Origin of the sequence: Chroococcidiopsis sp. CCNUC1, assembly GCF_023546805.1 — a bacterium.
GTDB classification, from domain to species: domain Bacteria; phylum Cyanobacteriota; class Cyanobacteriia; order Cyanobacteriales; family Chroococcidiopsidaceae; genus Chroococcidiopsis; species Chroococcidiopsis thermalis.
Genome location: NZ_CP097480.1, coordinates 3,919,052 through 3,944,587, shown reverse-complemented (window position 1 = coordinate 3,944,587; position 25,536 = coordinate 3,919,052). Strand labels below are relative to the sequence as shown.

Genomic DNA, 25,536 nt, shown 5'->3' with positions numbered 1-25,536 from the left:
TTGACTTTTGACTTTTAACTTTTGACTTTACTAAGCATCCACAGTCCTTCCTTTCTGTGGGAAAATCCCCCCTGGGCGCACTTGTAGAAAGGCAATAATTAAAGCAAATACCATAACTTTCGCCATACTCGTAGTGGCAAAAAAGGTAAAGAACTCAGATAAAGGCGGGATGGGTGCTGTGAGGATTGCTAGAGTGCCAGAACCAACTAGGTAATTTACCGTACCAATTGCTAATGCGGCTACAATTGTGCCGACCAATTTACCAACACCACCGACAACCACCACCATAAATGTATCGACAATGTAGTTCTGTCCTGTATTTGGTCCCACAGAACCGAGATAGCTAATCGCACATCCAGCAACTCCAGCTAGTCCCGAACCAATTGCAAATGTAAGGGCATCAACTTTTTGAGTCGGAATGCCCAAGCAAGAACTCATGCTACGATTTTGCGTTACAGCACGAATTCGTAATCCCCAAGCAGTGCGTTGCAAGAATTGATAAACTCCAATGACGCAAATAATTGTCAGCGCAATGATAAATAATCTGGCATACGGTAATTGAAACCCACCTACAGGTAAACCGCCACGCAGCCATCTCGGTGCTGAAACATCCACGTTTTGCGCCCCAAACCAAGGCTGATTCACTGCGAGTTTGTAAGTTTGACTCAAAATATTGCCAACTGCGATCGCAATACCTAAAGATAAAGGCAGCATCACTAGTACAAACCAATTACGAATGCGATCGAAGTCCGAACGACGCTGGACGATCCACAAACTGCCAAAAAATAACAGACAAAATATAACTATTCCAATTGCCAGTACCCAGTTCACGCTACGAACGAACTGTTGCAAGATTAAACTTACACCCCAAGTTGCTAGTAAGGTTTCTAATGGTCTGCCATAAAGATAGCGAATGACTCCTCTTTCTAAAATGACTCCCACCCCAGCAGCGACTAAAAAAGCAAATATGAGAGCGAAAAAAATATAAAAATCGAACCAAGGTTCGCCCAATTTTTTAAAGCCTGCTTGGACTACAAAAGTCGTGTATGCTCCTAGCATCATCAACTCGCCATGTGCCAAGTTGATTACACCCATAAGTCCAAATACGATCGCTAGCCCTAGTGCTGAAATTAAAAGCACGGAACCGATACTAATACCGTTAAATAAACCGTCAAATAATCCAATTAACACGCTTCCCCCTATTCAGTTATCAGTTATCGTAGGGGCGGGTTTAGCAGATAGATTGACAATTCAAACAGTAGATCGAGAGTCAAAACCCGCCCGTACAGCAGTCAGTTATTAGCAATCGGTGTAGAGACGTTACATGTAACGTCTCTACTATTAAACAATGAAATAGCGATCGCAATTGTTTATGAAAAACAAAATTTCTCCCGCTGATTCATACTGCATTTGACAACTGATAACTGATAACTGTCAACTGTTTAAGCTGACTTGTATTTTCCGCCTTTATTAGGATCTGACCAATCGCAGCTATATCCCTTAGTTTCTTTAACAAATTGATTCCAGGGAAGCGGTGCAACTGCTTTATCAGTAGAGTAAACGATTTCAAACAAACCATCGTCTCTCACTTCACCAATTCGGACAACTTTAGAGATATGATGATTCTTATTTAGAGTAATTTTACCTTCTGGTGCATCGAGAGTTTGTCCGTAAGCAGCAGTTCTGACTTTAGCTAAATCGTCAGCCGTACCAGCTTTTTCTACTGCTTGTTTCCACAAGTAAACCGCGATATATGCAGCTTCCATAGGGTCATTTGTAACTCTATCTTCGCCATATTTTTTCTTGAAGGCTTCGACAAACTTTTTATTAGCAGCTGACTCAACTGTTTGGAAATAATTCCAAGCAGCGTAGTGACCTTTCAGATAATCTGGACCTATTGCTCTGACTTCCTCTTCCGCAATACTGACAGACATGGAAGGATACTTATCTGGATTCATTCCAGCGCCTTGTAATTGCTTGAAGAAAGCTACGTTGCTGTCTCCATTCAACGTGTTATAGATGATGCCACCATTAGGTAAAGCTTGCCGAATTTTGGTAATAATTGGTGTAACTTCTGTGTTACCAAGTGGGAGATAGTCTTCACCAACAACCTTACCACCTTTTGCTGCTAATTGCGCTTTGATGACGGTGTTAGCAGTCCGGGGAAAAACGTAATCGGAACCAACTAAAAAGAACTCTTTCCCTTTATTTTGCAGCAACCAATCTACTGATGGTTCGATTTGTTGGTTAGGGGCTGCACCAGTATAGAAAATATTTTTAGAACACTCTTGTCCTTCGTACTGCACTGGATACCAGAGCATATGGTCTTTAGATTCAAATACTTCTAGGACGTTCTTGCGGCTAGCAGAAGTCCAACAGCCAAATACTGCAACGACATTATCTTCGTCGATTAACTTGTTAGCTTTTTCTCTAAAAGTATCCCAGTTGGAAGCACCATCTTCGGTAATTGGGAGAATTTTCTTTCCTAACACGCCACCAGCAGCATTGATCTCTTCAATTGCCAGCATTTCTGCGTCTACGACACTCTTTTCGCTAATCGCCATCGTACCGCTAAGGGAGTGTAAAATACCCACCTTGATTCCATCTCCACTAGCAGCAGCCGTGCTGACATTAGCAGCTGATGGCGATGCAGTTCCATTAGGACTCGATTCAGTCGTAGGCGAATTTGCACAAGCTTTTAATAGAATACTGGTTCCCAAAGTAGCGGAACCATACAGTAAAAACTTCCGCCGATTAAATTGTGTTGTCATAAGTGGAGAAATTATTTCGTGCAGATATATGCTTTACAGCAGCTATATCCATGGATGGACATTGATAGATACTATGGCTCTACTTGCACGAGAATTGTATTTTATTATACTAATTTTATATTTTCGAGACGGTAAGGTGTAAATTAAGGTAAATATTTTCAATCTTAAGGTAGAATCCGCTCTTGATGGCACTGTGTTACTCCAGCGATCGCTGCCAACAAAATCCAGAATAGAGTGTTGAGACGAGCATCAAATATAGTGACATCTGTGGTGTTAAAAAGCAGACAAGCACAAACAGCCACTAGATAAGTGAAAACAATGAGGCGATCGCTGTGATGCGGGAATCGGGAGTCGGTAGGGGCGGGTTTATTCGGGATATCTGTCAAAGGAAAAATCATTTTTCGATCGAACCCACCCGTACAGGAGTTGGGAGATCTCTTAGCTAAGAATTGAATCGATTGAAACAGAATCCAGCCGATCCAAGCACAAAAAACGATGGTTGCTGGAAGACCGATTTCCGCTGTCAGCATCAGAAACAGATTGTGTGGATGACCCATCCAAGTTTGGGTTTGTGCCATGTAGAGAGGCTGAAAATTCCGCAACCCCCAACCCGTCCAAGGGCGCTGTAGGGTCAAATTCCAGGCAAACCGCCACTGTGTCGTTCTCAGCGTTGCTTCTGGACGAACGTAGAGTTGGTCTGTTAACCTCTGCCAAAAGTAAGCGGGAACGATAAGCCGCAGCCATTGTTGCAGGGGTGGAGGTGAAAAAGCTGCGCCAACAATAGCCGATGCGATCGCACTCACTCCCACCAGCAACCAATGCCAACCCTGATACACCGCAAAAGCGATCGCCGCGATCGCGGCGATCGCCCAAGCATTGCGAGAATTCGTCAAAATCAAAGCTGCCAAATTACCCAGTACAATTGCACCCAGTAAGATTTGAGTGGTAAGGGGTGAGGAGCGAGGAGTGAGGGGTGAGGGATAAAATAGTTTTGACTTTTGACTTTTAACTTTTGACTTTTCCAAAAAGCTTTCAATCCACAATCCCACCGAGAGAATAAAGGCGATCGCGAGATATGCACCAAGGACGTTGGTATACATAAAAATAGAAGTCATTCGACCAGGCGGATTACCTTGAGGGACGATCGCGCAACCCAGTGTCACTAAAATATCGTGCCACGCTTTCGGAGTTGCCCAGCCCCAATATAGTTGACCAAAGCCCGCGATCGTTATTGGTACGGATGTGAATACTAAGATTTGTGCTAATCGTCTGAGTTGAGCTGGTGTTTGTAACAAGACGCTAAAAGTTACAAATAAGCTAAAAAATGGCACGAAATTAAATAATCCTAACCAAGCGTCCCGGCGATAATAAGCGAATAGACTCATTACCACCAACCATCCACTCAAGATTATTAGTACCCAGTTGAGCCGCCTGCGGAAAATCGTGCGGTACTGTCGTCGCCAAATAACAAATTGCGCCCAGAGCAAAGCGATCGCTCCTACCAAAGGTAGTAACGGAAACAGTAGCAGCCCTAATTGGATGCTGTTCCAAGCATTGTGTAGGCGTTGGTCTTTGATACTCATCAGTTACCAGTAGAGAGTGACTAGTGACTAATGGCTGGTGACTAGAGATAGAATCTAACCACTAACCACTAGCCACCAGCCACTCATCAATGACCAATTTATGCCATTTCCCAACATTCAGCACGGGTAAGGCGAATTTGCGCTAGAGCAAAGATTGCTGGAATAACGCGACCGTAATTGGTTGAGATTGCCCTCCAACCTAAATCGGCGAGAAACCACGACCACATAATCGGTCCTAGAAAGGTAAATGCTCCCCTGACTGCTCCATACCTAGCTGCACTTACAGCCATACCTTGCTGGGCTGTTTTCAGCGTGACGTAATTTTGAAACTGAGCTGCTGCAACTGCACCACCTTGAACGATCGCTTCTTTAGCCATTTGATAGCTGGCAAAATGCAAAGCAAATTGCTGGGCGATCTGTTTGAGCAGTATTGGTTGGATAATCGAGCTAACGGCGATCGCACTCCCACCTTTGACCAGCAAAGACATCGGGTCTTTTTGTATGGATATCGGTAGCGGTTGTGATGGGGAAGACGCTGCTAGCGATCGCTGTACCCGTGCTGTCAGTTGTTGCTTTTCTGAGGCAGGTAGACGCTTCCACGTCCGTCCTAAGAGATTTAAAAAGACTTCTACCTCTAAATCGGTGGTACTCAGCGCCGTGGAGTAAGAAATTTTGAGATAGCGACAAACTTGAATCAGAGCTTGTCTGTAAGTAAATTTGTTCGTGTCTCCACGCAACACAGTCATTCCATCGGCAGCTAAATAGCGGAATCGTTCTTCTAGCGTATCTAACCACGCTTCCCTATCTAAGCTTTGAACATCAATCGGTTCGGGAGTGTGAACGTAATCTAGGGGATTAAACTTACGGCGAAATAACAGTTGGGTTAAATGCTGTAATTCTTCTTCCGTAGCTAGTTCTAATGCCGCTCTCAGTTCATCCAAAATCCCGTCCTCCCGCAAGTCCAGCAACAGTCACTCACGATCGCTATTTTACTTCTAAAGTGAAGGATAAGGAGTAAGTCAAAAGTCAAAAGTCAAAAGTCAAAAATTAGCAGTCAGGAGTCAGGAGTCGGGGGAAGAGAGCTGAGGAAGCCCAGGGAGCTGAGGAAGCTGAGGGAGGAAGAAATTTAAAGTCTCCACACCCTTTCTTCACTAGTCACTGATAACCGATCGCTGATAACTGGTCACTGGTCACTGATAACTGCTCCCTACTTCCTATTCCATATTCCCTATTCTTATGTATGACATTGCTGTAATTGGAGCTGGAATAGCTGGTTTGGCTTGCGCTCAGCAGTTGCACCAAGCTGGATATAACGTGCTAATTTTGGAAAAATCGCGGGGTTTGGGAGGCAGAATCGCCACGCGCCGCTTGCATGATACTCTTGCCGATCACGGGACTTGTTACTTAAAGCCAAAAGGCGAGTTAATGCAGCAATTTGTGCAATTGTTATGCGATCGCCATATTCTTCAAGTCTGGACAGAGAATTCCGAATTCCGTAAGGGCGCACAGCTGTGCGCCCCTACAAATTCCGAATTCCGTTACGTTGCACCGGCGGGAATGAATGCGATCGCCAAGTTTTTAGGACAAGGTTTGGCAGTTTGGCGTTCTCAAAGGGTAGAGGCGATCGCTTTTCATAATTCTTATTGGCAGCTATCTCTAGAATCTGCTTCTTCTGAAGCTACTGCTAACCAACCGTCAGAAGTCATAGCTAAAGCTGTTGTTTTGGCGATTCCCGCACCGCAAGCTTTAGCAATATTGGAGCCATTAACCGAGCTTTCTACAGTTTGTCAGCAGCTGCGTTCTGTAGAATTTCATCCGTGTTTGAGTGTCATGGCTGGATATTCATCTCAATTGGAACCACAACCGGATTGGCAAGCAGTGAGTTTTGTTGACAATCCCGTTCTTGCCTGGGTTGGTTGGGATAGTAGCAAACGAGTCGAAAAAACTGGTAATTTTGAAGTTTTTGTCGTGCAAAGTAGTGCGGATTTTGCTCGGCGTTATTTAGAAACTTCCGATTTACAAGCTGCTGGTTATGAGTTATTAGCAAAAGCCTCTGAATGTTTGCTTCCTTGGTTAGCTAAACCGGAATGGTTACAAGTTCATCGTTGGCGCTACGCTTTTCCCAGTCGTCCTTTAGGGCAATCTTGTTTATCTACTGAAACTAACTTACCTTTAGTTTGTTGCGGTGATTGGTGTGGCGGAAATTTTGTCGAAGGTGCAATGCATTCCGGTATAGCAGCAGCGACAGAGATTAATCGTCAAATGGAGGGGCGATCGCTCCCTGGATCTAACTTTTTACAGGCGATCGCTCTAGAATAATATCGATTCGACATAGATATTATTTAATGTCATTTCCGAGCGGGGATCGCGAATCTTGAGTTAAAAATATGCTTAAACTCAAGAAAAATGTACAAATCTCAAACCTTAATTTCTGTCAATTATTTCTCAAATTTTCCTCTTTTTCACTCACTTTGAAGTGGAACCAAAAAACTGGACAGGGAGTTAAGCTCTGAACCACTCAAAATATGATAGGAGTAGTTCATGAGTAACAAACGCAAACAGTACAGTTCCCAATTCAAAGCCAAAGTTGCACTGGAAGCCGTCCGAGGTGAAAAAACCGTTGCAGAATTAGCAAGCCAGTACCAAGTGCATCCAACCATGATTAACAACTGGAAAAGACAGTTGTTAGAGGAAGCCAGCAGTCTGTTTGAAAAGGGGAGTGAGATCGGCAAAGCCAACGAGAGCCAACAAGCTCAGATTGATGAGTTGTATCGCCAAATTGGACAGTTGAAGGTAGAACGGGATTTTTTAGCCATCAGGTCAGCACAATTGGGGTTGAAGAGCGAAAAACCTTGGTAGTGACTGACCATCCGCAACTGAGCATTGTGCGGCAGTGCCAATTATTAGGAATTGCCCGTTCTAGCTTTTACTACCAGCCGCAAGCCCCGTCAGAAGAAGAGTTGACCTTGCTGCGATTGCTCGACCAGCAATACCTGAAAACGCCGTTTTATGGCAGTCGTCGGATGACGGTAGTGCTGCGTCAGTACGGCTATGAGATCAATCGTAAACGAGTGCAACGGTTGATGCGACAGTTGGGAATAGAAGCAATTTATCCCAAACCACGCTTGAGTCAAGCCCATCCGGAACATCAAGTGTATCCTTATCTGCTGAGAAACTTGGAGATCGCTCAAGCCAATCAAGTCTGGTGTACCGACATTACTTATTTACCTGTCCTCAAGGGGCATTTCTATTTAGTGGCAATGATGGATTGGTTTAGTCGCAAAGTATTGTCCTGGCAGATCTCCAACACGTTAGATGCAACATTTTGCCTTGAAGCGTTGCAGCAAGCAATCACAGATTATGGCACACCTGAAATTTTCAACTCCGACCAAGGTAGCCAATTTACCTCAAGCCATTTCACTAGCTGTCTCAAGGCAGTGGGAGTGCAAATCAGTATGGATGGTCGAGGACGTTGTCATGACAACATTTTTATTGAACGATTGTGGCGAGCGCTAAAATACGAGTTGATTTATTTGATGGCGTTTGAGGATGGAATTCATTTGAACCAGGAGGTACGAAAATGGTTTGAATGGTATAATCAAGAGCGTCCACATCAAGCATTGAATTATCGCACCCCTGAAGTTGTCTATTGGGAAACGCGATTGAATCGTAAAAATGCTTGAGTTAGGACATAGAGATCTCCACTTTTCAGAGCTTAGAGATCCCTCCAAATTGTCTAACTGGTTGGAACCACTTCACTTGTATATTAAGTTGAGTAAATATTTTACTGAGTTTTGTATAGATTCGTGCTAGAAAATCTTGGCATTGAAATAATTGTAAGTGAGAGGTAGATCGATTTGCTGCAAGAGGTTTTTCAGACTTAGTAACGAGTTTAGGAACGGAGTTTATGTAATTCTACTCGCCATTCTAAATCTACTTACACAATTGAGCGATCGCTTTACATCTATCAAAAGAAATAGATTTTATTAAAATACACTTTTGCTGGGGAATTGGGGGGAATGAAATATGTCGAAAACATTAGTTAATTTAACCCATCAAGCACTAATAGCAGAAGTTGAGGCGGTTTTAGATAATTATCCTTACTATCCTCACTGTCAAGCTTTTGCTAATCCCGATTTGCGGCAAGAGTTAATTGCTTACGTCCTCAGTCGGATTCCTTGTGCTTTTAGTGCAGTAGACGATCGCGATTTAACTTTTCTAACCTATAGGCTTCCTGGCGATCGCGCGGAGTATCGCATCCAGATTGAAAATTTAATTCATCAAGGGATTTGCTGTGTCTTACAGGATAAAGCAGATTGGGTCAGCTGTCACATTCCCGAGCCATATCAATGTAGTGTAGAACCTTCGCATTGGTTCGGTTAAAGATCGTAATCAACTACTACTCGCCACCTTGAAATCCCTTGACAATTCGCGATAACTCTGCTTTTTCATCTGTACTAACGCGACTGGGAGAGCCGCTGATGATTCCCTCGTAATTACTAAAGGAATCGGTAATTTCAGGACCGTCAGCACTAATTGTATACTCGCGAATCCCATTATCGTGCCAGGAACCGCGCATTTTAAACACGTTAATTGCCCGCGACATTTGCCCGCGAATTTCTACATATTGCAGCAATAAAATCGTGTCTGTAATTGTCGAAATATGGGATTCTGTAATTGAATGCGCTCCCATGAATTGATCGGTAGTATTGGTGAAAAAACCCGTGATCTCTTCTTGTTTAGCAAAACCAGTTACGCCAATGACGAATTGTCGAAAAGCATTGTTACTGACTCCTCTTGCTAAAGCTGAAAGCGAATCGATCGCCACTCTAGCTGGTTTAAATTCAGCAATTTCTGATTTAATAATCTGTAAATGGTCTTCCAATCCTGCCGATTCAGGATAAGCACAGATAATCTTTAACAGTCCTTTTTTCTCTAAGTCTTCAAAGTCAATTCCCCAAGAATAAGCATTGCGTGACAATTGAGCGCGAGATTCTTCGTAGGCAAATAAAATTGCTCGTTCGCCGCCGCGACAGCCATTTTCGAGAAACTTACTGACGAGTAACGTCTTACCTGTACCAGTAGCCCCCGTTGCCAAAATAATCGAATCTTTAAAGAAACCACCGCCGCACATTTCATCCAACGTCTTCACGCCGGAGGAGACGCGCACGTTAGAAGAACGCTGCGTTAAGCGCATTGCACCCAAGGGAAAGATATTCACTCCATCGTTGGTAATTGTGAACGGATATTCTCCTTTCATATGCGTCGTGCCACGCAGCTTTAAAATCTCCATCGTGCGACGACGGCGTTCCCCTTCTAGAACGTTACGCACGATCGCCACGTTGTCAGCGACAAACTCTTCTACACCAAAAGAGGCGATCGCGCCATACTCCTCGGTGCGTTCGGTTGTAATTATCGTGGTTACGCCAATCTGCTTGAGTCTGGCAACCAAGCGAAAAATTTCTCGCCGGACGACGGAAGCCGCTTCATACTGTTGAAAGACAGCCGTGATCGAGTCGATCGCTACCCTTCTTGCCTTATATTTATGGATAGCGTATTGCAACCGCTCGATCAACGCCGATAAGTCGAAGTTTCCAATCACCTCTTGTCCTTCCGGATCGGGCGAAGCGTCTAAAATAAACAGCTTGCCTTCCTCGATGAGTTTTGGTAAGTTCCAGCCAAAACTGTAGGCGTTTTTAATAATATCGCTGGGAGATTCTTCAAAAGTGACGAATACACCTGGCTCGTCAAAAAAAAGTATCCCATTGTACAAAAATTGCACGGAAAATAAAGTTTTCCCAGTTCCCGAAGTCCCGCTAAACAGAGTGGTTCTCCCTAGTGGCAAACCGCCATGACTGATATCGTCAAACCCCTCAATCATGGTGCGAATCTTTTGCACGCCTGTCCCATTTGGGCTATTCTTATTTTGCTTACCGCTGGAAGTGATTTCGCTCATCGCTTTAGAATCAAAGGGTTATTAAACCAAATTAAAACCAAATTAAAATTAGTTTATTTTTTATAACAATCCAATTTTACTGAAAGATTATCCCATATTGAAGTTATAAAATCACTCCTCAAGTGCCTCTGCCTCAACGAGTTCTTCATAGAGTAAATCCAAGCCAATTAAAACTTTTTCTCGGTCGGAAAGATCTCCGATAATTTTCCGTACAGGCGGCGGCAAGATTTTCGAGAGCGTTGGCGTAGCTAAAATTTTATCTTCCTCTGCAAGTTGAGGGCTTTTCAGCACATCAATTACTTTCAGGGCATAGACTCCTTTAAATTCTTGTTCTAGGATGTTTCTGAGCGTTCTTAATGCCCGAATGGAGTTAGGAGTATTCCCAGCTACATACAGCTTTAGAACATAAGTTTTTTTAGGCGCGTTCATAGATAAAGACGCAGAGGTTGTTTGGAATGAAATCTGACCACTTATTATGCTATCAAAGTTTAATTGATACATCGCTTGCTCAGGATATGGAGGTGCGATAAATTTCGCACAGGTGAGCCAAAATATCAATGAGAGTCAAGCGATAGTCTAACAACACTTCGTCATTTCGCCCTTCTAGCTTCAACTGCTTGGAAAATTCGTCAATTAATTCCATATGAATTTCAATAATCTGAGGCACGGGAACTTTAGCATCAAAAGCTACATTAATAAATCGCTCGATCTGTTGTTTTACTGTATTATCGTTATTAAAATAACGCAATAAGATTTGACAATAATCAGCTTTTAGTTGCTGTATAAACTCCCGATCTCGATTCAGTGTCATCTGCTGTGATAAGCTTTGGCGTTTTCCGAGGTGATGTTCATCCATGCAGTTAACTGGCAATTACTCTGAGGGAAATAGCTAATATCAGGGCAGTCATGTTACATAGCATTATATGGTTGCTTAATACTATTTTTAGATTTGCAATTCGACTAAAAAAAAGCAGGTAGTTCAATTTAACTGCTTTGCAATCTAGGAGGGGATCGAGCGATCGCCATCAAAAAGAAATTGAGGTTGAAGCCGCGCGCTCGGTCAGTGCATTACTAGTCATAATGAGTTCATCAAACAATCGAGACGACAAAAAATAAAATTATTTGTTTGTTTATGGGCGACAGCAGACAGAATAGAGTAAAAAAGATTCTAGATCGATCCAGTGGATATATTTCGATTGCTCGCTACTAAGTCAGCATTCATATCTCCAGAGTTCAAGAAAGGTGTCAGTTCCATTACTTTTATGAAGTTAATTAAACTAAATTAAAACATTATAGCGTTTTCTCGTGCGCCTTTCCTTCCACAACTTCAGTTTGAGAGACTATAACTGGTATATGCGTAGCTCTATTGCTAAAGGAGCTATAACTGTAATCGAAAGTCTCTATTGCTTGGCAGTTTTAGATTCAATTATCTATCCAGCAAAACACTAGAGCCAAAGATGGCAGCGCCAAGCGTTCAATTCGTGGATCGAGTACCGCATTTTTGCTTTCTCCCCACTCACTACTCTGTTAGCTCATGTCAAAGTCCAAGTACAACTTAGGTGACTTTATCGAGACTGTCCCTAGCTGTTTACAGACAGCTACTTTGGCTATGGCATGGGAAATCTTCAGCCAGGAGCAAAGCGATCGCCTGATTGTGTTGGATCGGCAACGATCTCCCCTGGGAGTGCTGCATCTGCGGCAATTTTTCCCCCACTGGTTGGCAGCAACAAGCAATAGCAAGAATGCCAAGCAATCCTTATCCAAAGCAACCGCTCGCATACTAGAACCTATAGAAAAGCTACCAAATGAGTTTAGCCTAGAACAATTCCAATCGTATATAGATTCCCGTCTCGAACCCAGCGACATCAAGCAGACTTTTGCGATCGTCGATGCTGAGGGAAAGTTTTTAGGGCTATTGGAGCAAACAAAGCTCTGGAAAGTTTTAGCCGCAGCCGCGAGAACCAAAAAGCGCGATCGTTTAGCAAAAACCACTTTACTCAAAGCAACCATCGAGCGTGGCATCGAGCCAGAGCAACTCGATCCGATCGTCCAACTGCTAGAAAGATTACCCTTACCATTGATGTTACAAACAAGCCTGGGCGAAGCGATCGCCCAGAATCCTGCCTGGAATCGGCAATTTGGTAACATGGGCAATCCCGAAGCAATTCGGCAAGAAGTCGAAGCAATTTTGAATGTGGCGGGAACTCAGCAATCGGTAATTGACTTGGAATCGACAACAGCAGAAGCTACTGAGGCTAGTCGAGAAGTCGATCGCGCCAAGTTAAGCGATTGGCAGGCAACAACTCATCACTTCAGTCTCACTGCACTACAGGAGCAAGTATCTTTACTATCCACACCCGATGCGGCAGAACCCAACATCATACGCTACTGCCAGCAGGGAGAGCAAGAAGGGACGTGTATCTGTATTTGTCCCGGACAACAGGGACAAGACCGAGTGTGGCAATTTCTCAAAATTCCTTTACAAATGTCAGTCGTCAGCCGCCAACAGCAATCCGAGCGAATTTGGTTGTTGATGGCTACAGATGTGACAGAACAGCGACAGATGGCATCGGAACTAGCCGCCAAAAATGCCGATTTGATTCAACTCAATCGCTTGAAAGATGAATTTCTTGCTTGTATCAGTCACGAGTTGCGGACACCCCTAACAGCAATGCTGGGGTTATCTACCTTACTAAAAGATCAGGCACTAGGACAGCTCAACGAGCGTCAAGCACGCTACGCGCGGCTAATTCACGAAAATGGACGACATTTAATGAGCGTGGTCAATGACATTTTAGATTTGACCCGCATGGAGACAGGACAGTTAGAATTAACCCTCGAACCAGTCCACATTCGTAAAGTATGCGAACGCGCGGTCGAGCAAGCTCGGCTTGCCTTTAGCCCGAAAAACAACAAAACTGCTGTGGTGGAGGCAGGGACAGACAGCCATCTCGAACACCGCTTTACCTTAGCGATCGAACCCGAGTTAGATATCATTGTGGCAGACGAATTGCGCCTGCGCCAGATGCTAGTTCACTTATTGGCAAATGCCTTCAAATTTACGGCATCCGGCGGGGAGATCGGTTTGCGAGTCAGCTATTGGGCAGGGTGGATTGCCTTTACAGTTTGGGATACAGGAATTGGCATTCCCGAACACCAACAACACTTAATTTTTCAGAAATTTCAACAGCTGGAAACGCCGTTGACGCGACAATTTGAAGGTACGGGTCTGGGTTTGGTTTTAACCAGAGCCTTAGCTCGGCTGCATGGTGGTGATGTCAGCTTTTTGTCTCAAGAAGGTAAAGGCAGCCAATTTACCCTATTGCTAGCACCTACGCCGCCCAAGAAGAGAGCAGGGGGAACGGGGGAAGTAGGGGAGGAAGTTGGAGAGCAAGTAGGAAGAATGTCCGCAAACATACAACGGCAATCTCCCGCCAATAATTCCACTGGCAGCAACGCACTAGGAGTTCAGAGCCGGACTTCTGGACGTGGAGAAAGTAACTTTTCTCTGGGATCTTTGGGTTCTCCACCCCCCGATCGCCATTTGGTGCTGGTTGTGGAGGCTGCACCCCGATTTATTGAAGACTTGGCAGAACAACTGACGAGTTTGGGATATTGGGTGGCGATCGCTCGTTCTGGAACTGAGGCGTTAGAAAAAGCCCGTCGTTTGCAGCCAGGAATTATATTTATCAATCCCTTACTACCTTTACTCTCTGGCTGGGATGTACTGACTTTGCTCAAATCCGATCCAGCTACGAGTCAAATTCCAATCGTCGTCAACACCACAAGAGCCGAGAAAAATCAAGCTCTTTCCCACCGGGCGGACGAATTTATCAGCTTACCCGTACAGCAGCAAGTCTTGCAGCAGGTGATGACTCGTTTGTGCGGCGCGCCAGTGACCTACTCTCAGGTCGAATTATCGCAGCGCGTTCAAAAGTACAAACAGCTGACGATTCTACGATTAGTGACTCCCAACACCGAACTTTTAGCCAGAGGCGATGTCAACCATTTAGAATCATCTCTAAATCACTGTCGCGTTCTCGAAGCCGATGACTTAGAGCAAGCATCATTGCTAGCGCGGATTTGGCGACCAAATGTCATTTTACTGGAGCGAGCGATCTGCGAACCCCTCGATTTCTTACAACAGTTGACCGAATATCCTAGCTTGGCAAATTTACCCATCGTGACGCTAGATGCCGCGATCGCCCAAGTTGCGAGTCAAATAGAGCAACTCAATATATTTCCTTGTTTGACAAATCCGCCAGAGCCATCGGCTGAAGTGTTACTATCCGTTCTGCACGTGGCAGCAGGCGTGAGTTGGGAATATAGCGTGTTAGTTTTAGATATTGCTAATTTGGACGATTTGTCTGACGAACACAGCCACAATACTCAAGCTTCTGCCGGATCGTTGCGAGCGGAATGGTTGCAAGCTTTAATTCAATATTTGCAAACAGCTGGTTTTCGAGTCGTGATGCCGCATACTTGGGAGGAAGTGCAGCAGCAAATTCAACAACAAAACGTCGATCTGATGCTCGTTTGTTTAGGAGAGATGCAACAAGTCGAGAAAGCCTGCACGGCGATCGCAACTTTAGAGCAGCAGAAATTACCACCTATCATCGCTATGGAGCGATTATTTACCCAAAATGAAGTTAGAGAGCAATTTTCCGCTTACTTAGAGTCAGAGGGGCGATCGCTACCTTCAGAACAACTACACAATTTGGGTAACGCAAACGCAGCATCCGATTTGGAGTCGATCGAACACGCATTGGGGGCGATCGCAACTAAAGTCCTGCCTTCCTCTATCTCTATGGAAGAGTTATTGAACAATATTCATCAAACTCTGTTGGCTCACCCTGTAGAAAAGGATTGAGAGTGCAGAGGAAGGCAACATAGCCGCAACATTGAGAAACGCAATCGCGGATAAATGCAACTAGATGCAACGCGATCTGAAAATTTGTATTGATTTGTAAAAATGTTTTTAAAAGATTGTACTACTTTGCCAGAGTCAATCGAACGAAGTGGTGAATTATACCTGGCAGTACTTCTCGGTTGAAAAAGTGACTAATGCAACGGTACGAACAGTAGAAATTATTGATTAGAACGAACGCGATTGAGCGAGGTCGCGAATCAAAGATGTTTTCCCGCGCAAGTAAGTACTCACATTCGCGATCGCTTCTCGATCCAAAGGTTGCTGGTTGCCAAGTTCTGCGAGCAAGTGCGAAACCAGTTCTGAGTCACTCAGTCTGAGTAGAATGCTGCTTTGAGTATGTTCTACCGCAGACCATAGCTGCCGTAGGATGGTTGAATTCATGTTGCGGGTTTCGGTTGCGTACATAACAAACAAAAAATTAAGGTTTTCTTTAGACTTTCTTTAGAATAGCTCATCGCCTTTTCGAGGCAACAGAAGTTGAAACATTGCTACACATAAACTCTGACTTCTATAAGAGACTCCGTAATGTTTGCAGTTATGTACGCAATTTTACTCTGTCTGTAGAGGCAAAACCTGCGTAACCGTAGATCTACCCAAAGCTAGAAAGTCGGTGGGCATTGCCCACCATCAATCACTCTTGCGGTACTTGTGCTATTAACCTTTCCTTATCCAACCTCCGCTTTTTGGCGTAAAGTTGAATTGTTGCTGCCATTGCCACAATCATGCCGAAAATTGCCCAGACGGTAGCATTTGTAGGTAAGTTATTTTTAAATACGGCTAGCAATACGATCGCCACTAACATCACAGTTGGGGCTTCATTCAATGCCCGTAATTGCTGACTGCTCCACTTACACTCATTTTTTTCTAACTGTCGCATCAGCCGTTTGCAGTAGTGGTGATAGCCCAATAGCAGTACGACAAATGCTAACTTGACATGCAACCATCCCTGTTTCAGGACTTCCGGTTCCGTCGTCAGTAATCCAATTGCCATTGCAACTGTCACCAGCATCCCAGGAGTGGTAATAATGCTATACAGTCGCTTTTCCATCAATTGATACTGATTCTTGAGAATAGTACGGGCGGGTTCCGGCTGTTCGTCTGCCTCGACATGATAGATAAATAGCCGCACCAAGTAAAATAACCCAGCGAACCAAACAACAATGCCAACCAGATGAAACGCTTTAAACCAAAAATAAGCCATGATACCAATTTTGGATGTTGAATTTCAGACTTTGGATGTTATACCATTTCAGATCTTTGCGCCTTTGCGTCTCTGCGTGACATTAAATCCAACAAAATTTACGCTTGTCGCCACGCCCCATGAAATCCCATCGGTACGACGCTAGGTAATTCCAATTTACAGACAGGTGGTGCATCTAAGCGATCGCTATCGAAAATCCAGACCTCACTGCGATCGCGATTTCCGTCATAGACTACCGTAACGATCCAACCAGAAGCAGGATTTTGCGGATCGGGGGCAAAAATTGGTTCCATTGGGTAGCAATTTTCGCCAAAATCTGCAACCGTCAGAGATTGAGTTTGCGAGTCAAATTTAGCGATCGCATCAAACATTTCTGCACCGCTATTTACCCCCGAACGATGAACGGAGAGAAAAGTAGGAGAAGCAGCTTGCCCAATTAAATGAGGTAATCCGATCGGAAATTCACAATCACGATCTAGAATTTGCTCGATCGCCGTCACTTTACCCAAGTTTGGATTCAAATGAACTCGCGATAAACTACTGGGTGCAGGCGTATGAGTTTCTCCCGTTGCCACTTCCTTTAAGTATTGATTGGTCTGAAAGTCTTCATACCGCACCAAATCCACAATAATCGTACCGCTAGGATCGACGTAACCGTTAGCAAAATGCCATTGATACCAAGGTTCAGTTTCGCCACGACTGACAAGGGTAAGGGTTTCGCGATCGAAGATCAGAAACTGAGTACCGAGTTGAGGCTGCCATTTGATCGCATCGCTGTAACAACTCAAGCCTAACAGCACGGGTAACGCATTTACCCTAACTGGAGGCACGAAAAAGACTAAATACTGTCCTGCTATGACGAAATCATGAACGATCGGCACGCCATCTAAGGTAAATGTAGCTTTTTGCAGAATTTTACCCGTGCGATCGCTTTTATAGAGATTCAAGTTAGCGTTAATTCCAGGGCTAATCCCAAAGTTGAAAATTTCTCCCGTGTGCGGATCGCACTTGTAATGAGCAGAGTAAGGTAAACCATTACTTAATCCAGATAAATTGTCCTCGCCTTTTGTCTCCAAAGTCTGCAAGTCTAAAGCGTGCGGTTTACCACCTTCCCACAATGCTAAGAGTTTATCCGGTAGAGGTAAAACAGAGGTATTTGCCACATTTTTTATTGGCTTCAACCATCGATTCCAGAACGCACCTGGGGCTGTCATCCCATAATTACCATACACCAAGCGATTTGCGGCAGCTTCTTCTTGATAACCAGCAGTTTGCACGTAGCGGTATGAGGCGATGGCACGCCCCTCGCCCCCCTGAAAAAGGGGGGAATTAGAATTAAAATCAACGGCGAGAATTGCCCCATCACCATCAAACCAATGCCCCATCCGCATTCCACCCCGTTCTAATCTGGCGGGACCGTTGCGATAGAGAGTTCCGCGTAAATTAGAGGGGATTTCCCCAGCTATGACAGGTAGGGGAGTGGGAGAAAATTCTGTTGCAGGTTGAGCGATCGCTTTCGCCCAGGCTTTCGTTATGGAAGGTTTTGTAGTTGTCTGCATCAATGTTACAAATTGTCATTGGTCATTCGTCATTGGTCATTTGTGAAATTTCCATGACGCTAGAAATATACTCAGTCGCGCCTCTTAGAACTCAAACGAGAATGTCGTGTATTCCTATTTCTATAGTCGTAACAATCTAAGCGCGATCGCTCGTCCTAAAGACAGTTATCAGTTGTCAGCGATTAGTTACTAGCGGCTAGAAAAGAATTCAGCCACCAGCCACCAGCCAGTAGTTCCACTGGTTCCACTCACTACACCCCACACCCATCTACTACTAGCCACCAGCCACCAGCCACTAGCCACTCACCCCACGAGTTCAGGAACTGAGAGAGGCTAAGCTTAGTCTGTTTGTGGGGAAACTCAATTTAACAATCGACTTTGTGTATTTTATTACATTTGCTCTGAGATGCCTTACTCTCCTGGCAGAACGATAATTCTATGGTCGCTGATTGGTTTTGCATCTACCACGGTCATTGCTGGTAGCATACTGAGTATCTGGCGCTGGGTGCAACCTTGCGCCGTCGGGGAAAAAAGGTTTTGGACGAATTGCTATCGAGACTTGCAGGCACAACCGCTGAAAATTGGAGTGAGTGCTACCTCTCCAATAGAAGATTATCAGGCTTTAGCTTCCCATTTACAGGAGCAATTAGGCGTTCGGGTCATCGTCGATCGCAATACGCCTTTTCCAGAAATTCGCGATCGCCTCGATCTCGAAGATTGGGATATTGCCTTTACTGGTTCTCCCGGCTTTTCTATTGCTGCTGAGGATAATAATTATATTGGTGTGGCTGTCATGTACCCCGATCGACCACTTTACGATCGAGCAGCGTTATTTGTGAAAGCTGATAGTAAGATTAAATCTATTGCCGATATTCAACCAAACACGACAATTGCTTTAGGTAGTTCCGCATCAGTCCCAACTTTTCTCATCCCAATTTATGTTTTATATGGCAAAACACTTAAAATTGGTAGAGGCTATCACCCTAGAGAAGCGATAAATTTAGTTAAGACTGGAAAAGTTGATATTGGTGCTGGTCTGTATACCGCAATTAAAGATGACCCAGCATTACGAGCGATCTATATTAGTCAGCCTCTTCCTGGTGTAGGAGTTTATTTATCTCCTCGGCTTTTGAATTTCGATCGAGAATTAATCAAAATAGCCATGCTCAACGCCAATCCAGAAATTAAAGCTAAAGCTAAATATATTGCGGGTCAAATTCCTGACTATAGCGAACTCAGAAAAATTATCACTAGAGCTGAAGAAGTTTCTAGCTGCCTCAAATCGACGCAAAATTACTTTAACTGGCAAGTCCCAGTCAACTTATTTTGTCAAGAGCGATCGCCAAGGAAATCAGCGATTCGCTAACGAATAGAAGAATACAAAATTTCAAATATTGGCAATATTGAAAATCGTCGTAACTTTTCTAAATCGTAAAAATGTCTGAATATTCCAATAATTTATTAGCGATCGCCCGTGAAGTTCAAGCTACAGAAAGCAAACTGTCATTGATAGCAGAAACGACTGGCTCGCAATTTTTAATCCAGCCGAATAGTGAAAAAATTTGTCTTTTCTTTCATGGATTTACGGCAGTTCCAGAACAATTTGCCCTGATAGGCAAAGCATTTTATCAAGCTGGATATCACGTTCTCATTCCCTTGCTACCAGGACATGGTATTGCAGGTGAATGGAATGGAGATAATCCACCACCACTACCAGAAGATCCCCAAATTTATCAAGAATTCGGTCGTCATTGGTTAGAAATTGCTCGATCTGGAGGCAAAGAAATTATTATTGGCGGTTTGTCTGGTGGGAGTACTTTAGCTGCATGGTTAGCTTTAGAATATCCCGATCGAATAAATAAGACTTTAATATTTGCACCCTATTTAAGTGGAAGTAATAAAGTCGTCGATCTATTTGTCAGAATTTTTAATATCTATTTTGAATGGTGGCAAGACCCTCAAGTAGCTAGTTTTGGTTATGATGGTTTTGCCATGCCAGCTTTACGAGTTTTTTTAGATATGGGAACGGAGGTATTAGAAAAAGCCCAAACTCAAAAGGCTGCACCAATGTTAATTGTATCGAGTGAAAGCGATCGCGCTGTAGGAAATCGAGAACACGAAAAGTTATTTAACGCCGCAGTTCAATTACAACCTAAATCTTGGTATATCTGTTTTGATGATGTGTGGGATATTCCCCATAACATGATGACTCAAGCAGAAGGAAACGAACACGTCGATCTGTTGATTTCCCTGACTTTAGCGTATGTTAATAGCAATGCTACCTGGGCAGAAATGGTAACATTGTGCGATCGCCTGAAACAAGTCGATTTTCCAACTGCGATCGCACAACTAAACTTGCATGGGCGAATTGCATCTGCAATGGCGACGATTATGGGAATCATTGATACTTCTATCGAAAAACTGAGGGACTAGGCTACTGCACGGATTCAATTTAATAGTTTGACTTCAGCAAATTTCCAAAAACACTCAAGTATCGATCGAGCCAACCAATTGCCTTAAAATAATTTTCAAACGCTTTTGGCGGGTTAGAAATGAGCGTATCTCGATCGATTAACTGCCGAAAATCAATTTCAACTTTACCTTGGCGCAAGTTACCTCGATCGTCATAAAACTCCACGCCAGCTGTTTGCATAATTGCAATTAGCTCTTGCGCCATAATGCCATAACCAATGGTTGTGGGATGAATGCCATCAAGGGAAAATAACCCACCTTGCTTACGTCCCGTAGCATCAGAGATCGAAAAGCGCGAGTCTGGCTTTGGATCTAATTTTTGCAACTGTGACGGTAACTGATATTCACCACCAATTTCTTTCCACCAACTCGGTCTAGCTCTAGGAGTTTCAATATAGCGTCTTTGTGCCAAGCGATCGAGTAGTCCAGCCAGATCGAACAAATACCAATCTCGACCTTCTGTTCTTGCTTTTCGCACGGCATCAATAATACAGTCATTATACTGGTCGATCGCACTGTCTATCGCTCTGACTTCTGATGCAGTCAAGTTTGGATGTCGGTCTTGATTGAAACCTGCATCGCTAACCCAAGGCAATGTATAGTAAGGGAAATAGCGAGAATCTTTTCTAATTTTAGTATCTACTCCACGGGCAAACGGGGCGATCGTCACGTGAGGAACTGTAGCCCAAATAACGTGACGGGCGCGAATTTGCTTAACTTCCGCCACAACTTTGTCTAACTCAGCTTTAAAATGAATCGGTCGCCAGATTGTATAGCGATCGTTGATCTCCATATCATCGTAACCTTCATCGCTCCAAGCAATCTTGAAGGTGAGGAGACTACCGAGAGCGTTATTGCTACCAATTATCATAATTAGCGTCTCAATGCCATCAGCATCGCCATTTTCTGGCGTTCCCTCAGCACCAAGTGTGGTTGCAGCTTGCAAAGGAGTTAATGTCTCACCTGTTTGACTCCGCACTGACGAGTTTAATACCCTCAGCGCCGCTCGTTCGTTATGGTAATCGACCAATTGACGAAAAACATCTTCTCTCGGAATCTTGCGACTCATTAATTCCAAACAGCTACTTGCATTACGAGATAGGATATTCCGTAAATCCCAACCATAAACTCCTAAATTGTGGTTAATCTCTTTTTGAGAGGGTAGTATAGTCCCTTCACCCCTTTCCCAATAATCTTCTAACTTGTCTAAATAGTTGCGTAAAAACAATAGCGTTGGGATAAAATTCCAAACATCAATGCGATCGCCTACTTTTTGTTCTAGTTCTCGTACCAACCGTTCTAAATTTAACGGCAACCCATCGCCAGGAGTATTGTAAGTCGGATAGCGGAACTCAGTCCAACCCATTTCCCGCGCAATTAAAGCTGGAAAAGAAATTTGAGTATTAAAAATTGCGCCACTTTGAAAGCCTTGCGTTAGAGAATCACCAATTGTGACTAGACGATGCCGAGGCGTACCTTCCCTATTCACTTGTACGCCAATACCAAGAGTGGGATCTGTCTCCGGTTTGCGTGCTTCAGCCCGAATGATGACATCATCCGGTGTTTTCAAGTCACGCATATCATCTGTAACTGGTTTTGCCATGTCGTCTTTACCCAATCGTGGTAAAGATTATATCTGGCATTGGTCATTTGTTATTGGTTGTTGATTGTTGGTTGTTGGTTGTTAGTGAGAAAGTGGTGCGTGGTGCGTGAAGAAGGGGTGTGAATTTTGAATTTTGAATTTTGAATTTTGAATGTTAACTCTGTTGGCTGAGAATAGTATCGTGTTCTGTAGTTTGCCCGTTCTTGACGTTTTCCCAGGTGGGCATCAAAATTGACATGTGCAAGCCTTTGCGACTTTCCAAGTTGAGATATCGCTGTTGTAGAGATTGCCATTGTTGCCAAGCTTGGTAATTATGCTCTGCTAACAAATTAGCGAGAGTTGGCATGTTTTTTTCAATTTTTGATTGCAAAGCATCTGCTAAAAACTCAGACAGTACGGCACTATCTTGAAATTGTCCTAAAATACTCTGAATGGCTTTGAGATCTTCAAGGTAAGTTTCGTAAGAAGCTCCATAAAAGTTGGCAAAGACTTCCATTTGATAGCGAGCGCGTTTGGTTTCTTTACGCAGACTGTGGAGAAGAGGGGCGTTATCGATGAGTTGTTGTTTTGCCTGTTCTGGTGTTTGTCCTGTTTGTACTACTACCTGTTCGTCTTGTAATTTGGTTCCTACTAACCAACTTGGGTGTAACAGTAGCCTACCAACCTCAGATAGAAGTAGATCTGGTAGAGTCGCCTGAATTGGCATCTGGGCGATTGGTTGCAGTTGGGGCTGAGATAGCCATTTTTCTAAAGCCTGCTTCAGTTCTTGATAGCGATCGCCTGTTAAAGTTTCATGTACTTTCGCAAAAACCTTCCGCCGCCGCTTATACAGATAAACCAGCGCTGTATCCAATTGTTCTTGTTCGTCAGCAGGTAAAGCGGGTTTGTATTTGTTTTCTAATGATTCTCGCAGTACGTCTAAATCTCGCAAACTACCCAGAATACGGGCAATTTTACCAATTTTTTTTTCTTGGACTGGTTTCGGTAAGTCGATGGCTGGAGCAAAACCCGCGATCGCACTACGCAAGCGCCGCATTCCTACGCGCATCTGATGCAATGCTTCTGGGTCGCTATCTGCGATTACGTCTGCTTCGTGTTTGAGAAATTTTTCAAAGTGCTTTTTAATTGCCAGCACAGCGCGATCGCCTAAAGTATTCTTGCCGCTTAATGTAGACGATGCCATACTTTATACCCCGCTCTATCTGCCTTATAGCTCTATCTTATTTTTGAGTTTCTCATACTAACACGCAGTCGCGATCGCCTTGATTCCACCTCAGACAGAAAGAACAGCAAAAAGCCGCAAGCAATAAGTATTTTCACTTATGGCTCGCGACTTATCTAGGCTACTCGAAATCTATATTTTGAAATTTTGAATCGTTCTGAATCACTTCATGGCAATACGCCAATTGCTAAATATTGGTTGCTAACTTTTCGATTAGGCGGCTAATTCTTGCAACTGTGCGCGCTCCGTATTGTACTCTACGGCACTAAGCGGTAGTTGTTCTGCTTGTGGAGCTGGTACTTGTTCCAAAACCTTGACTTCAATATTGACGGACACTAGATACGTACCAGGTTCCGCACCAATAGCTTCAGCAATCAATTTTGCGATCTCTGGACGCTTGGCAGTAATTGGATCGCGCAGGATACACCGATCCCAGTCATGCTTAGCAGTGGGGTTAAGGCTGAGAATATAGTGCTTGGTCATAGAGCAATTTTGAGTTTATCTTGCATCAAATCGAGCTACCATCAAGCCGTTTTTTGCTTCAGCTAACTCGACAACATCTATCATTATTATAGTACAAATGTACCAAATCAACAAAGAGACAATACAATTCAAAATCAGTCAATTCACGAGAAAACCCGCCCGTACCAGTGCAGGGGCGGGTTTTGAACCAAGATTTCTTCTTCCCAGGCATGAATCCTTTGCTAAACCCGCCCGTACAACTCCTGCTCCCTAACAACTATTCAAACAATGATTATTGAGATAGTATATATATGCCCCAGGGGGGATTTACATTGTGATATATTGAATAAGATTAAAATAAGTAACAAATTTTAATATTCAATTGATTAATTCTACTTTGCCTACCTACACCAGTCCCACACCTACGATTCGCTCAGTCTCAACTGAAACGAGCGATACCATCGTCCAGCCATCAAATTTAGAATCGTCAAACTTAGATCTAGTACAATCCATCTCAGCTCAAAAAGCCAAGCAGCAAACATGGTGGGCATTTGGAGCGGCTGTATTTTTGGTATCTGTACCAGTTTTTATCGAAGCGCCGCTGGTGCGATCGCTACCACTACTAAGTTTGGGAATAACCCTAATTTGGGTGTGGCTGAGTTTAGTATTGATGTCTCGTCCTTCTAGCCATTTATGGGGCGATATTCTCTTGGGGTTTAGCTGGAGTTGGTTAGCTGGCTCGATTTATTGGGGATGGTTGCGCTGGGAACCACTGCTACATCTTCCAGTTGAGGCGATCGGGCTACCGTTTGCGATCGTCTGTTTGCGGCGTAATTGGGGCAAAGTCGGTAATTTTTTCTATCTAGGCTCTTTATTAGGTACAGTCGTCACCGACCTCTACTTTTACATCGCCGATCTAATTCCTTACTGGAAGCAAGTCGTACAGGTCGAACCAACATTAGTCGCACCAATTCTTCGCAGTGCCTTGGCACAAGTGTATACCCCCTGGGGGTTGAGTTGGGCAGCGGTCTTAGTGTTGGTGTTGCTAGCAGGGGGAGTCTTGTCCTTGCGCGCTCGACAGACTCACTGGTGGGCATTTAGTGGAGCAGTGTTGAGTACAATTTTAGTAGATAGCTTATTCTGGCTAGCTGCGGCACTAGCTTAAATTTTTGCAGATAGCGATCGCCTTGTCTGATACTCAGGTAGTCAATAAGCTATATATTAGTTTCTGATACTAGCTGTGTGCTGATTTCAGTTGGATGCAAAGAGGTAGAGAAACTGTGAAAAAATTGATCCGTTTATTAACAATTTTGAGTGTATTGGTAGGTTGTTTGGGATGGCTGGGCATATCCCAACCCGCGATCGCTACTAATCTTAGCGATTTTAGCCTGCGTACCGTACCAATCCTAGCTGTAGAGTCTCCGGCTCGATCGAGCAATCGAGCAGATGCGAAGCTGGCAACAGACTTTGGCAAGAAAATCGATTTAAATAACACAAACGTTGCTGCTTTTCGGAGATACCCAGGACTTTATCCCACTCTAGCTCGTAAAATCGTTCAAAACGCTCCCTACGAAAACGTAGAGGATGTGATGGAATTACCTGGACTATCCGAGCGTCAAAAACAAACTCTAGAAGCTAATATCGGTAACTTTACCGTTACTGATGTAGAAGCTGCCTACACAATGGGTGACGATCGCTATAACAACGGCATCTACAGATAAATCCTTTTTGAATTGACAATTTAGCCTCAGCCCACCCTATTTCTAGAGTGGGTTAT

At 43.9% G+C, this 25,536-nt stretch carries 21 protein-coding genes; 8 read left to right on the top strand and 13 right to left on the bottom strand.

What is annotated here, in order from left to right:
- Positions 1 to 30: 30 nt before the first annotated feature.
- The 4 genes from M5J74_RS18350 to M5J74_RS18335 all read right to left on the bottom strand — a co-directional run bounded on the left by M5J74_RS18350 (position 31) and on the right by M5J74_RS18335 (position 5,295).
- Entirely contained in the window at positions 31 to 1,191 is a 1,161-nt protein-coding gene (locus tag M5J74_RS18350; protein ID WP_106165963.1) for a branched-chain amino acid ABC transporter permease, read from the bottom strand.
- A gap of 251 nt (positions 1,192 to 1,442) precedes the next feature.
- The gene (urtA, locus tag M5J74_RS18345) at positions 1,443 to 2,771 is read right to left on the bottom strand and encodes an urea ABC transporter substrate-binding protein (RefSeq protein ID WP_015155518.1); all 1,329 of its coding nucleotides are present in this window, start codon (positions 2,769 to 2,771) and stop codon (positions 1,443 to 1,445) included.
- Positions 2,772 to 2,935: 164 nt separating this feature from the next.
- Positions 2,936 to 4,354, bottom strand: coding sequence for an O-antigen ligase (locus M5J74_RS18340; protein WP_106165962.1), 1,419 nt, complete (start codon positions 4,352 to 4,354; stop codon positions 2,936 to 2,938).
- 98 nt (positions 4,355 to 4,452) lie between these two features.
- On the bottom strand, positions 4,453 to 5,295 hold the full coding sequence (locus tag M5J74_RS18335) for a YaaW family protein (protein WP_015155516.1): 843 nt from the start codon (positions 5,293 to 5,295) through the stop codon (positions 4,453 to 4,455).
- Positions 5,296 to 5,590: 295 nt separating this feature from the next.
- Between M5J74_RS18335 and M5J74_RS18330 the strand changes: the two genes are divergently transcribed.
- From M5J74_RS18330 to M5J74_RS18320, 3 genes are all read left to right on the top strand, one after another.
- Entirely contained in the window at positions 5,591 to 6,673 is a 1,083-nt protein-coding gene (locus M5J74_RS18330) for an NAD(P)/FAD-dependent oxidoreductase (protein ID WP_106165961.1), read from the top strand.
- A gap of 222 nt (positions 6,674 to 6,895) precedes the next feature.
- Positions 6,896 to 8,037 (top strand): IS3 family transposase gene (locus M5J74_RS18325; protein WP_371933972.1). Its coding sequence is split into 2 segments (ribosomal slippage): positions 6,896 to 7,169 and positions 7,169 to 8,037, totalling 1,143 coding nucleotides; the frame shifts between segments, so codons are not numbered across the junction.
- Positions 8,038 to 8,380: 343 nt separating this feature from the next.
- Positions 8,381 to 8,737 (top strand): hypothetical protein, encoded by a 357-nt coding sequence (locus M5J74_RS18320; protein WP_106165960.1) that lies wholly within the window; start codon positions 8,381 to 8,383, stop codon positions 8,735 to 8,737.
- Positions 8,738 to 8,753: 16 nt separating this feature from the next.
- Here the strand turns inward: M5J74_RS18320 and kaiC are convergent, their stop codons facing one another.
- The 3 genes from kaiC to M5J74_RS18305 all read right to left on the bottom strand — a co-directional run bounded on the left by kaiC (position 8,754) and on the right by M5J74_RS18305 (position 11,166).
- On the bottom strand, positions 8,754 to 10,310 hold the full coding sequence (gene kaiC / locus M5J74_RS18315; RefSeq protein WP_106165959.1) for a circadian clock protein KaiC: 1,557 nt from the start codon (positions 10,308 to 10,310) through the stop codon (positions 8,754 to 8,756).
- Positions 10,311 to 10,421: 111 nt separating this feature from the next.
- Complete coding sequence (gene kaiB, locus M5J74_RS18310; protein WP_041463238.1) at positions 10,422 to 10,739, bottom strand: circadian clock protein KaiB; 318 nt, start codon at positions 10,737 to 10,739, stop codon at positions 10,422 to 10,424.
- A 79-nt stretch (positions 10,740 to 10,818) separates the two neighbouring features.
- A complete protein-coding gene (locus tag M5J74_RS18305; RefSeq protein ID WP_250012688.1) occupies positions 10,819 to 11,166 on the bottom strand; it encodes a circadian clock protein KaiA in 348 nt (115 codons plus the stop codon).
- A gap of 678 nt (positions 11,167 to 11,844) precedes the next feature.
- Here M5J74_RS18305 and M5J74_RS18300 point away from each other — a divergent pair.
- The gene (locus M5J74_RS18300; RefSeq protein ID WP_250012687.1) at positions 11,845 to 15,180 is read left to right on the top strand and encodes an ATP-binding protein; all 3,336 of its coding nucleotides are present in this window, start codon (positions 11,845 to 11,847) and stop codon (positions 15,178 to 15,180) included.
- Positions 15,181 to 15,405: 225 nt separating this feature from the next.
- Here M5J74_RS18300 and M5J74_RS18295 read toward each other — a convergent pair whose 3' ends face one another.
- The 3 genes from M5J74_RS18295 to M5J74_RS18285 form a co-directional block, all read right to left on the bottom strand.
- The gene (locus tag M5J74_RS18295; protein WP_015155510.1) at positions 15,406 to 15,645 is read right to left on the bottom strand and encodes a hypothetical protein; all 240 of its coding nucleotides are present in this window, start codon (positions 15,643 to 15,645) and stop codon (positions 15,406 to 15,408) included.
- A gap of 226 nt (positions 15,646 to 15,871) precedes the next feature.
- On the bottom strand, positions 15,872 to 16,441 hold the full coding sequence (gene hemJ / locus M5J74_RS18290) for a protoporphyrinogen oxidase HemJ (protein WP_015155509.1): 570 nt from the start codon (positions 16,439 to 16,441) through the stop codon (positions 15,872 to 15,874).
- A 98-nt stretch (positions 16,442 to 16,539) separates the two neighbouring features.
- The gene (locus tag M5J74_RS18285) at positions 16,540 to 18,000 is read right to left on the bottom strand and encodes a carotenoid oxygenase family protein (RefSeq protein ID WP_250012686.1); all 1,461 of its coding nucleotides are present in this window, start codon (positions 17,998 to 18,000) and stop codon (positions 16,540 to 16,542) included.
- Positions 18,001 to 18,406: 406 nt separating this feature from the next.
- Here M5J74_RS18285 and M5J74_RS18280 point away from each other — a divergent pair, with 406 nt between their 5' ends.
- Complete coding sequence (locus M5J74_RS18280) at positions 18,407 to 19,366, top strand: phosphate/phosphite/phosphonate ABC transporter substrate-binding protein (protein ID WP_250012685.1); 960 nt, start codon at positions 18,407 to 18,409, stop codon at positions 19,364 to 19,366.
- A gap of 71 nt (positions 19,367 to 19,437) precedes the next feature.
- The gene (locus tag M5J74_RS18275) at positions 19,438 to 20,433 is read left to right on the top strand and encodes a carboxylesterase (RefSeq protein WP_041463235.1); all 996 of its coding nucleotides are present in this window, start codon (positions 19,438 to 19,440) and stop codon (positions 20,431 to 20,433) included.
- Positions 20,434 to 20,452: 19 nt separating this feature from the next.
- On the opposite strand, the gene M5J74_RS18270 is transcribed toward M5J74_RS18275, so the two are convergent.
- From M5J74_RS18270 to M5J74_RS18260, 3 genes are all read right to left on the bottom strand, one after another.
- Complete coding sequence (locus M5J74_RS18270) at positions 20,453 to 22,075, bottom strand: hypothetical protein (protein ID WP_250012684.1); 1,623 nt, start codon at positions 22,073 to 22,075, stop codon at positions 20,453 to 20,455.
- A 154-nt stretch (positions 22,076 to 22,229) separates the two neighbouring features.
- Positions 22,230 to 23,258, bottom strand: a complete 1,029-nt coding sequence (locus tag M5J74_RS18265) for a CHAD domain-containing protein (protein WP_106217439.1) — start codon at positions 23,256 to 23,258, stop codon at positions 22,230 to 22,232.
- A gap of 252 nt (positions 23,259 to 23,510) precedes the next feature.
- Complete coding sequence (locus M5J74_RS18260; RefSeq protein WP_015155503.1) at positions 23,511 to 23,780, bottom strand: hypothetical protein; 270 nt, start codon at positions 23,778 to 23,780, stop codon at positions 23,511 to 23,513.
- 361 nt (positions 23,781 to 24,141) lie between these two features.
- Between M5J74_RS18260 and M5J74_RS18255 the strand changes: the two genes are divergently transcribed.
- Positions 24,142 to 24,924 (top strand): DUF3120 domain-containing protein, encoded by a 783-nt coding sequence (locus tag M5J74_RS18255; RefSeq protein WP_015155502.1) that lies wholly within the window; start codon positions 24,142 to 24,144, stop codon positions 24,922 to 24,924.
- Between the two features lie 115 nt (positions 24,925 to 25,039).
- Complete coding sequence (gene psbU / locus M5J74_RS18250; protein ID WP_181245407.1) at positions 25,040 to 25,480, top strand: photosystem II complex extrinsic protein PsbU; 441 nt, start codon at positions 25,040 to 25,042, stop codon at positions 25,478 to 25,480.
- The last annotated feature ends 56 nt before the right edge of the window (positions 25,481 to 25,536 follow it).

Excerpts from the sequence above, each read along its gene's own strand:
- M5J74_RS18270 (WP_250012684.1), bottom strand. The coding sequence starts at position 22,075 with ATGGCAAAACCAGTTACAGATGATATGCGTGACTTGAAAACACCGGAT.
- M5J74_RS18330 (WP_106165961.1), top strand. The coding sequence starts at position 5,591 with ATGTATGACATTGCTGTAATTGGAGCTGGAATAGCTGGTTTGGCTTGC.
- kaiB (WP_041463238.1), bottom strand. The coding sequence starts at position 10,739 with ATGAACGCGCCTAAAAAAACTTATGTTCTAAAGCTGTATGTAGCTGGG.
- urtA (WP_015155518.1), bottom strand. The coding sequence starts at position 2,771 with ATGACAACACAATTTAATCGGCGGAAGTTTTTACTGTATGGTTCCGCT.
- M5J74_RS18265 (WP_106217439.1), bottom strand. The coding sequence starts at position 23,258 with ATGGCATCGTCTACATTAAGCGGCAAGAATACTTTAGGCGATCGCGCT.
- M5J74_RS18320 (WP_106165960.1), top strand. The coding sequence starts at position 8,381 with ATGTCGAAAACATTAGTTAATTTAACCCATCAAGCACTAATAGCAGAA.
- hemJ (WP_015155509.1), bottom strand. The coding sequence starts at position 16,441 with ATGGCTTATTTTTGGTTTAAAGCGTTTCATCTGGTTGGCATTGTTGTT.
- M5J74_RS18280 (WP_250012685.1), top strand. The coding sequence starts at position 18,407 with ATGCCTTACTCTCCTGGCAGAACGATAATTCTATGGTCGCTGATTGGT.
- kaiC (WP_106165959.1), bottom strand. The coding sequence starts at position 10,310 with ATGAGCGAAATCACTTCCAGCGGTAAGCAAAATAAGAATAGCCCAAAT.
- M5J74_RS18275 (WP_041463235.1), top strand. The coding sequence starts at position 19,438 with ATGTCTGAATATTCCAATAATTTATTAGCGATCGCCCGTGAAGTTCAA.
- M5J74_RS18295 (WP_015155510.1), bottom strand. The coding sequence starts at position 15,645 with ATGTACGCAACCGAAACCCGCAACATGAATTCAACCATCCTACGGCAG.
- M5J74_RS18285 (WP_250012686.1), bottom strand. The coding sequence starts at position 18,000 with ATGCAGACAACTACAAAACCTTCCATAACGAAAGCCTGGGCGAAAGCG.
- M5J74_RS18340 (WP_106165962.1), bottom strand. The coding sequence starts at position 4,354 with ATGAGTATCAAAGACCAACGCCTACACAATGCTTGGAACAGCATCCAA.
- M5J74_RS18260 (WP_015155503.1), bottom strand. The coding sequence starts at position 23,780 with ATGACCAAGCACTATATTCTCAGCCTTAACCCCACTGCTAAGCATGAC.
- M5J74_RS18300 (WP_250012687.1), top strand. The coding sequence starts at position 11,845 with ATGTCAAAGTCCAAGTACAACTTAGGTGACTTTATCGAGACTGTCCCT.
- M5J74_RS18305 (WP_250012688.1), bottom strand. The coding sequence starts at position 11,166 with ATGGATGAACATCACCTCGGAAAACGCCAAAGCTTATCACAGCAGATG.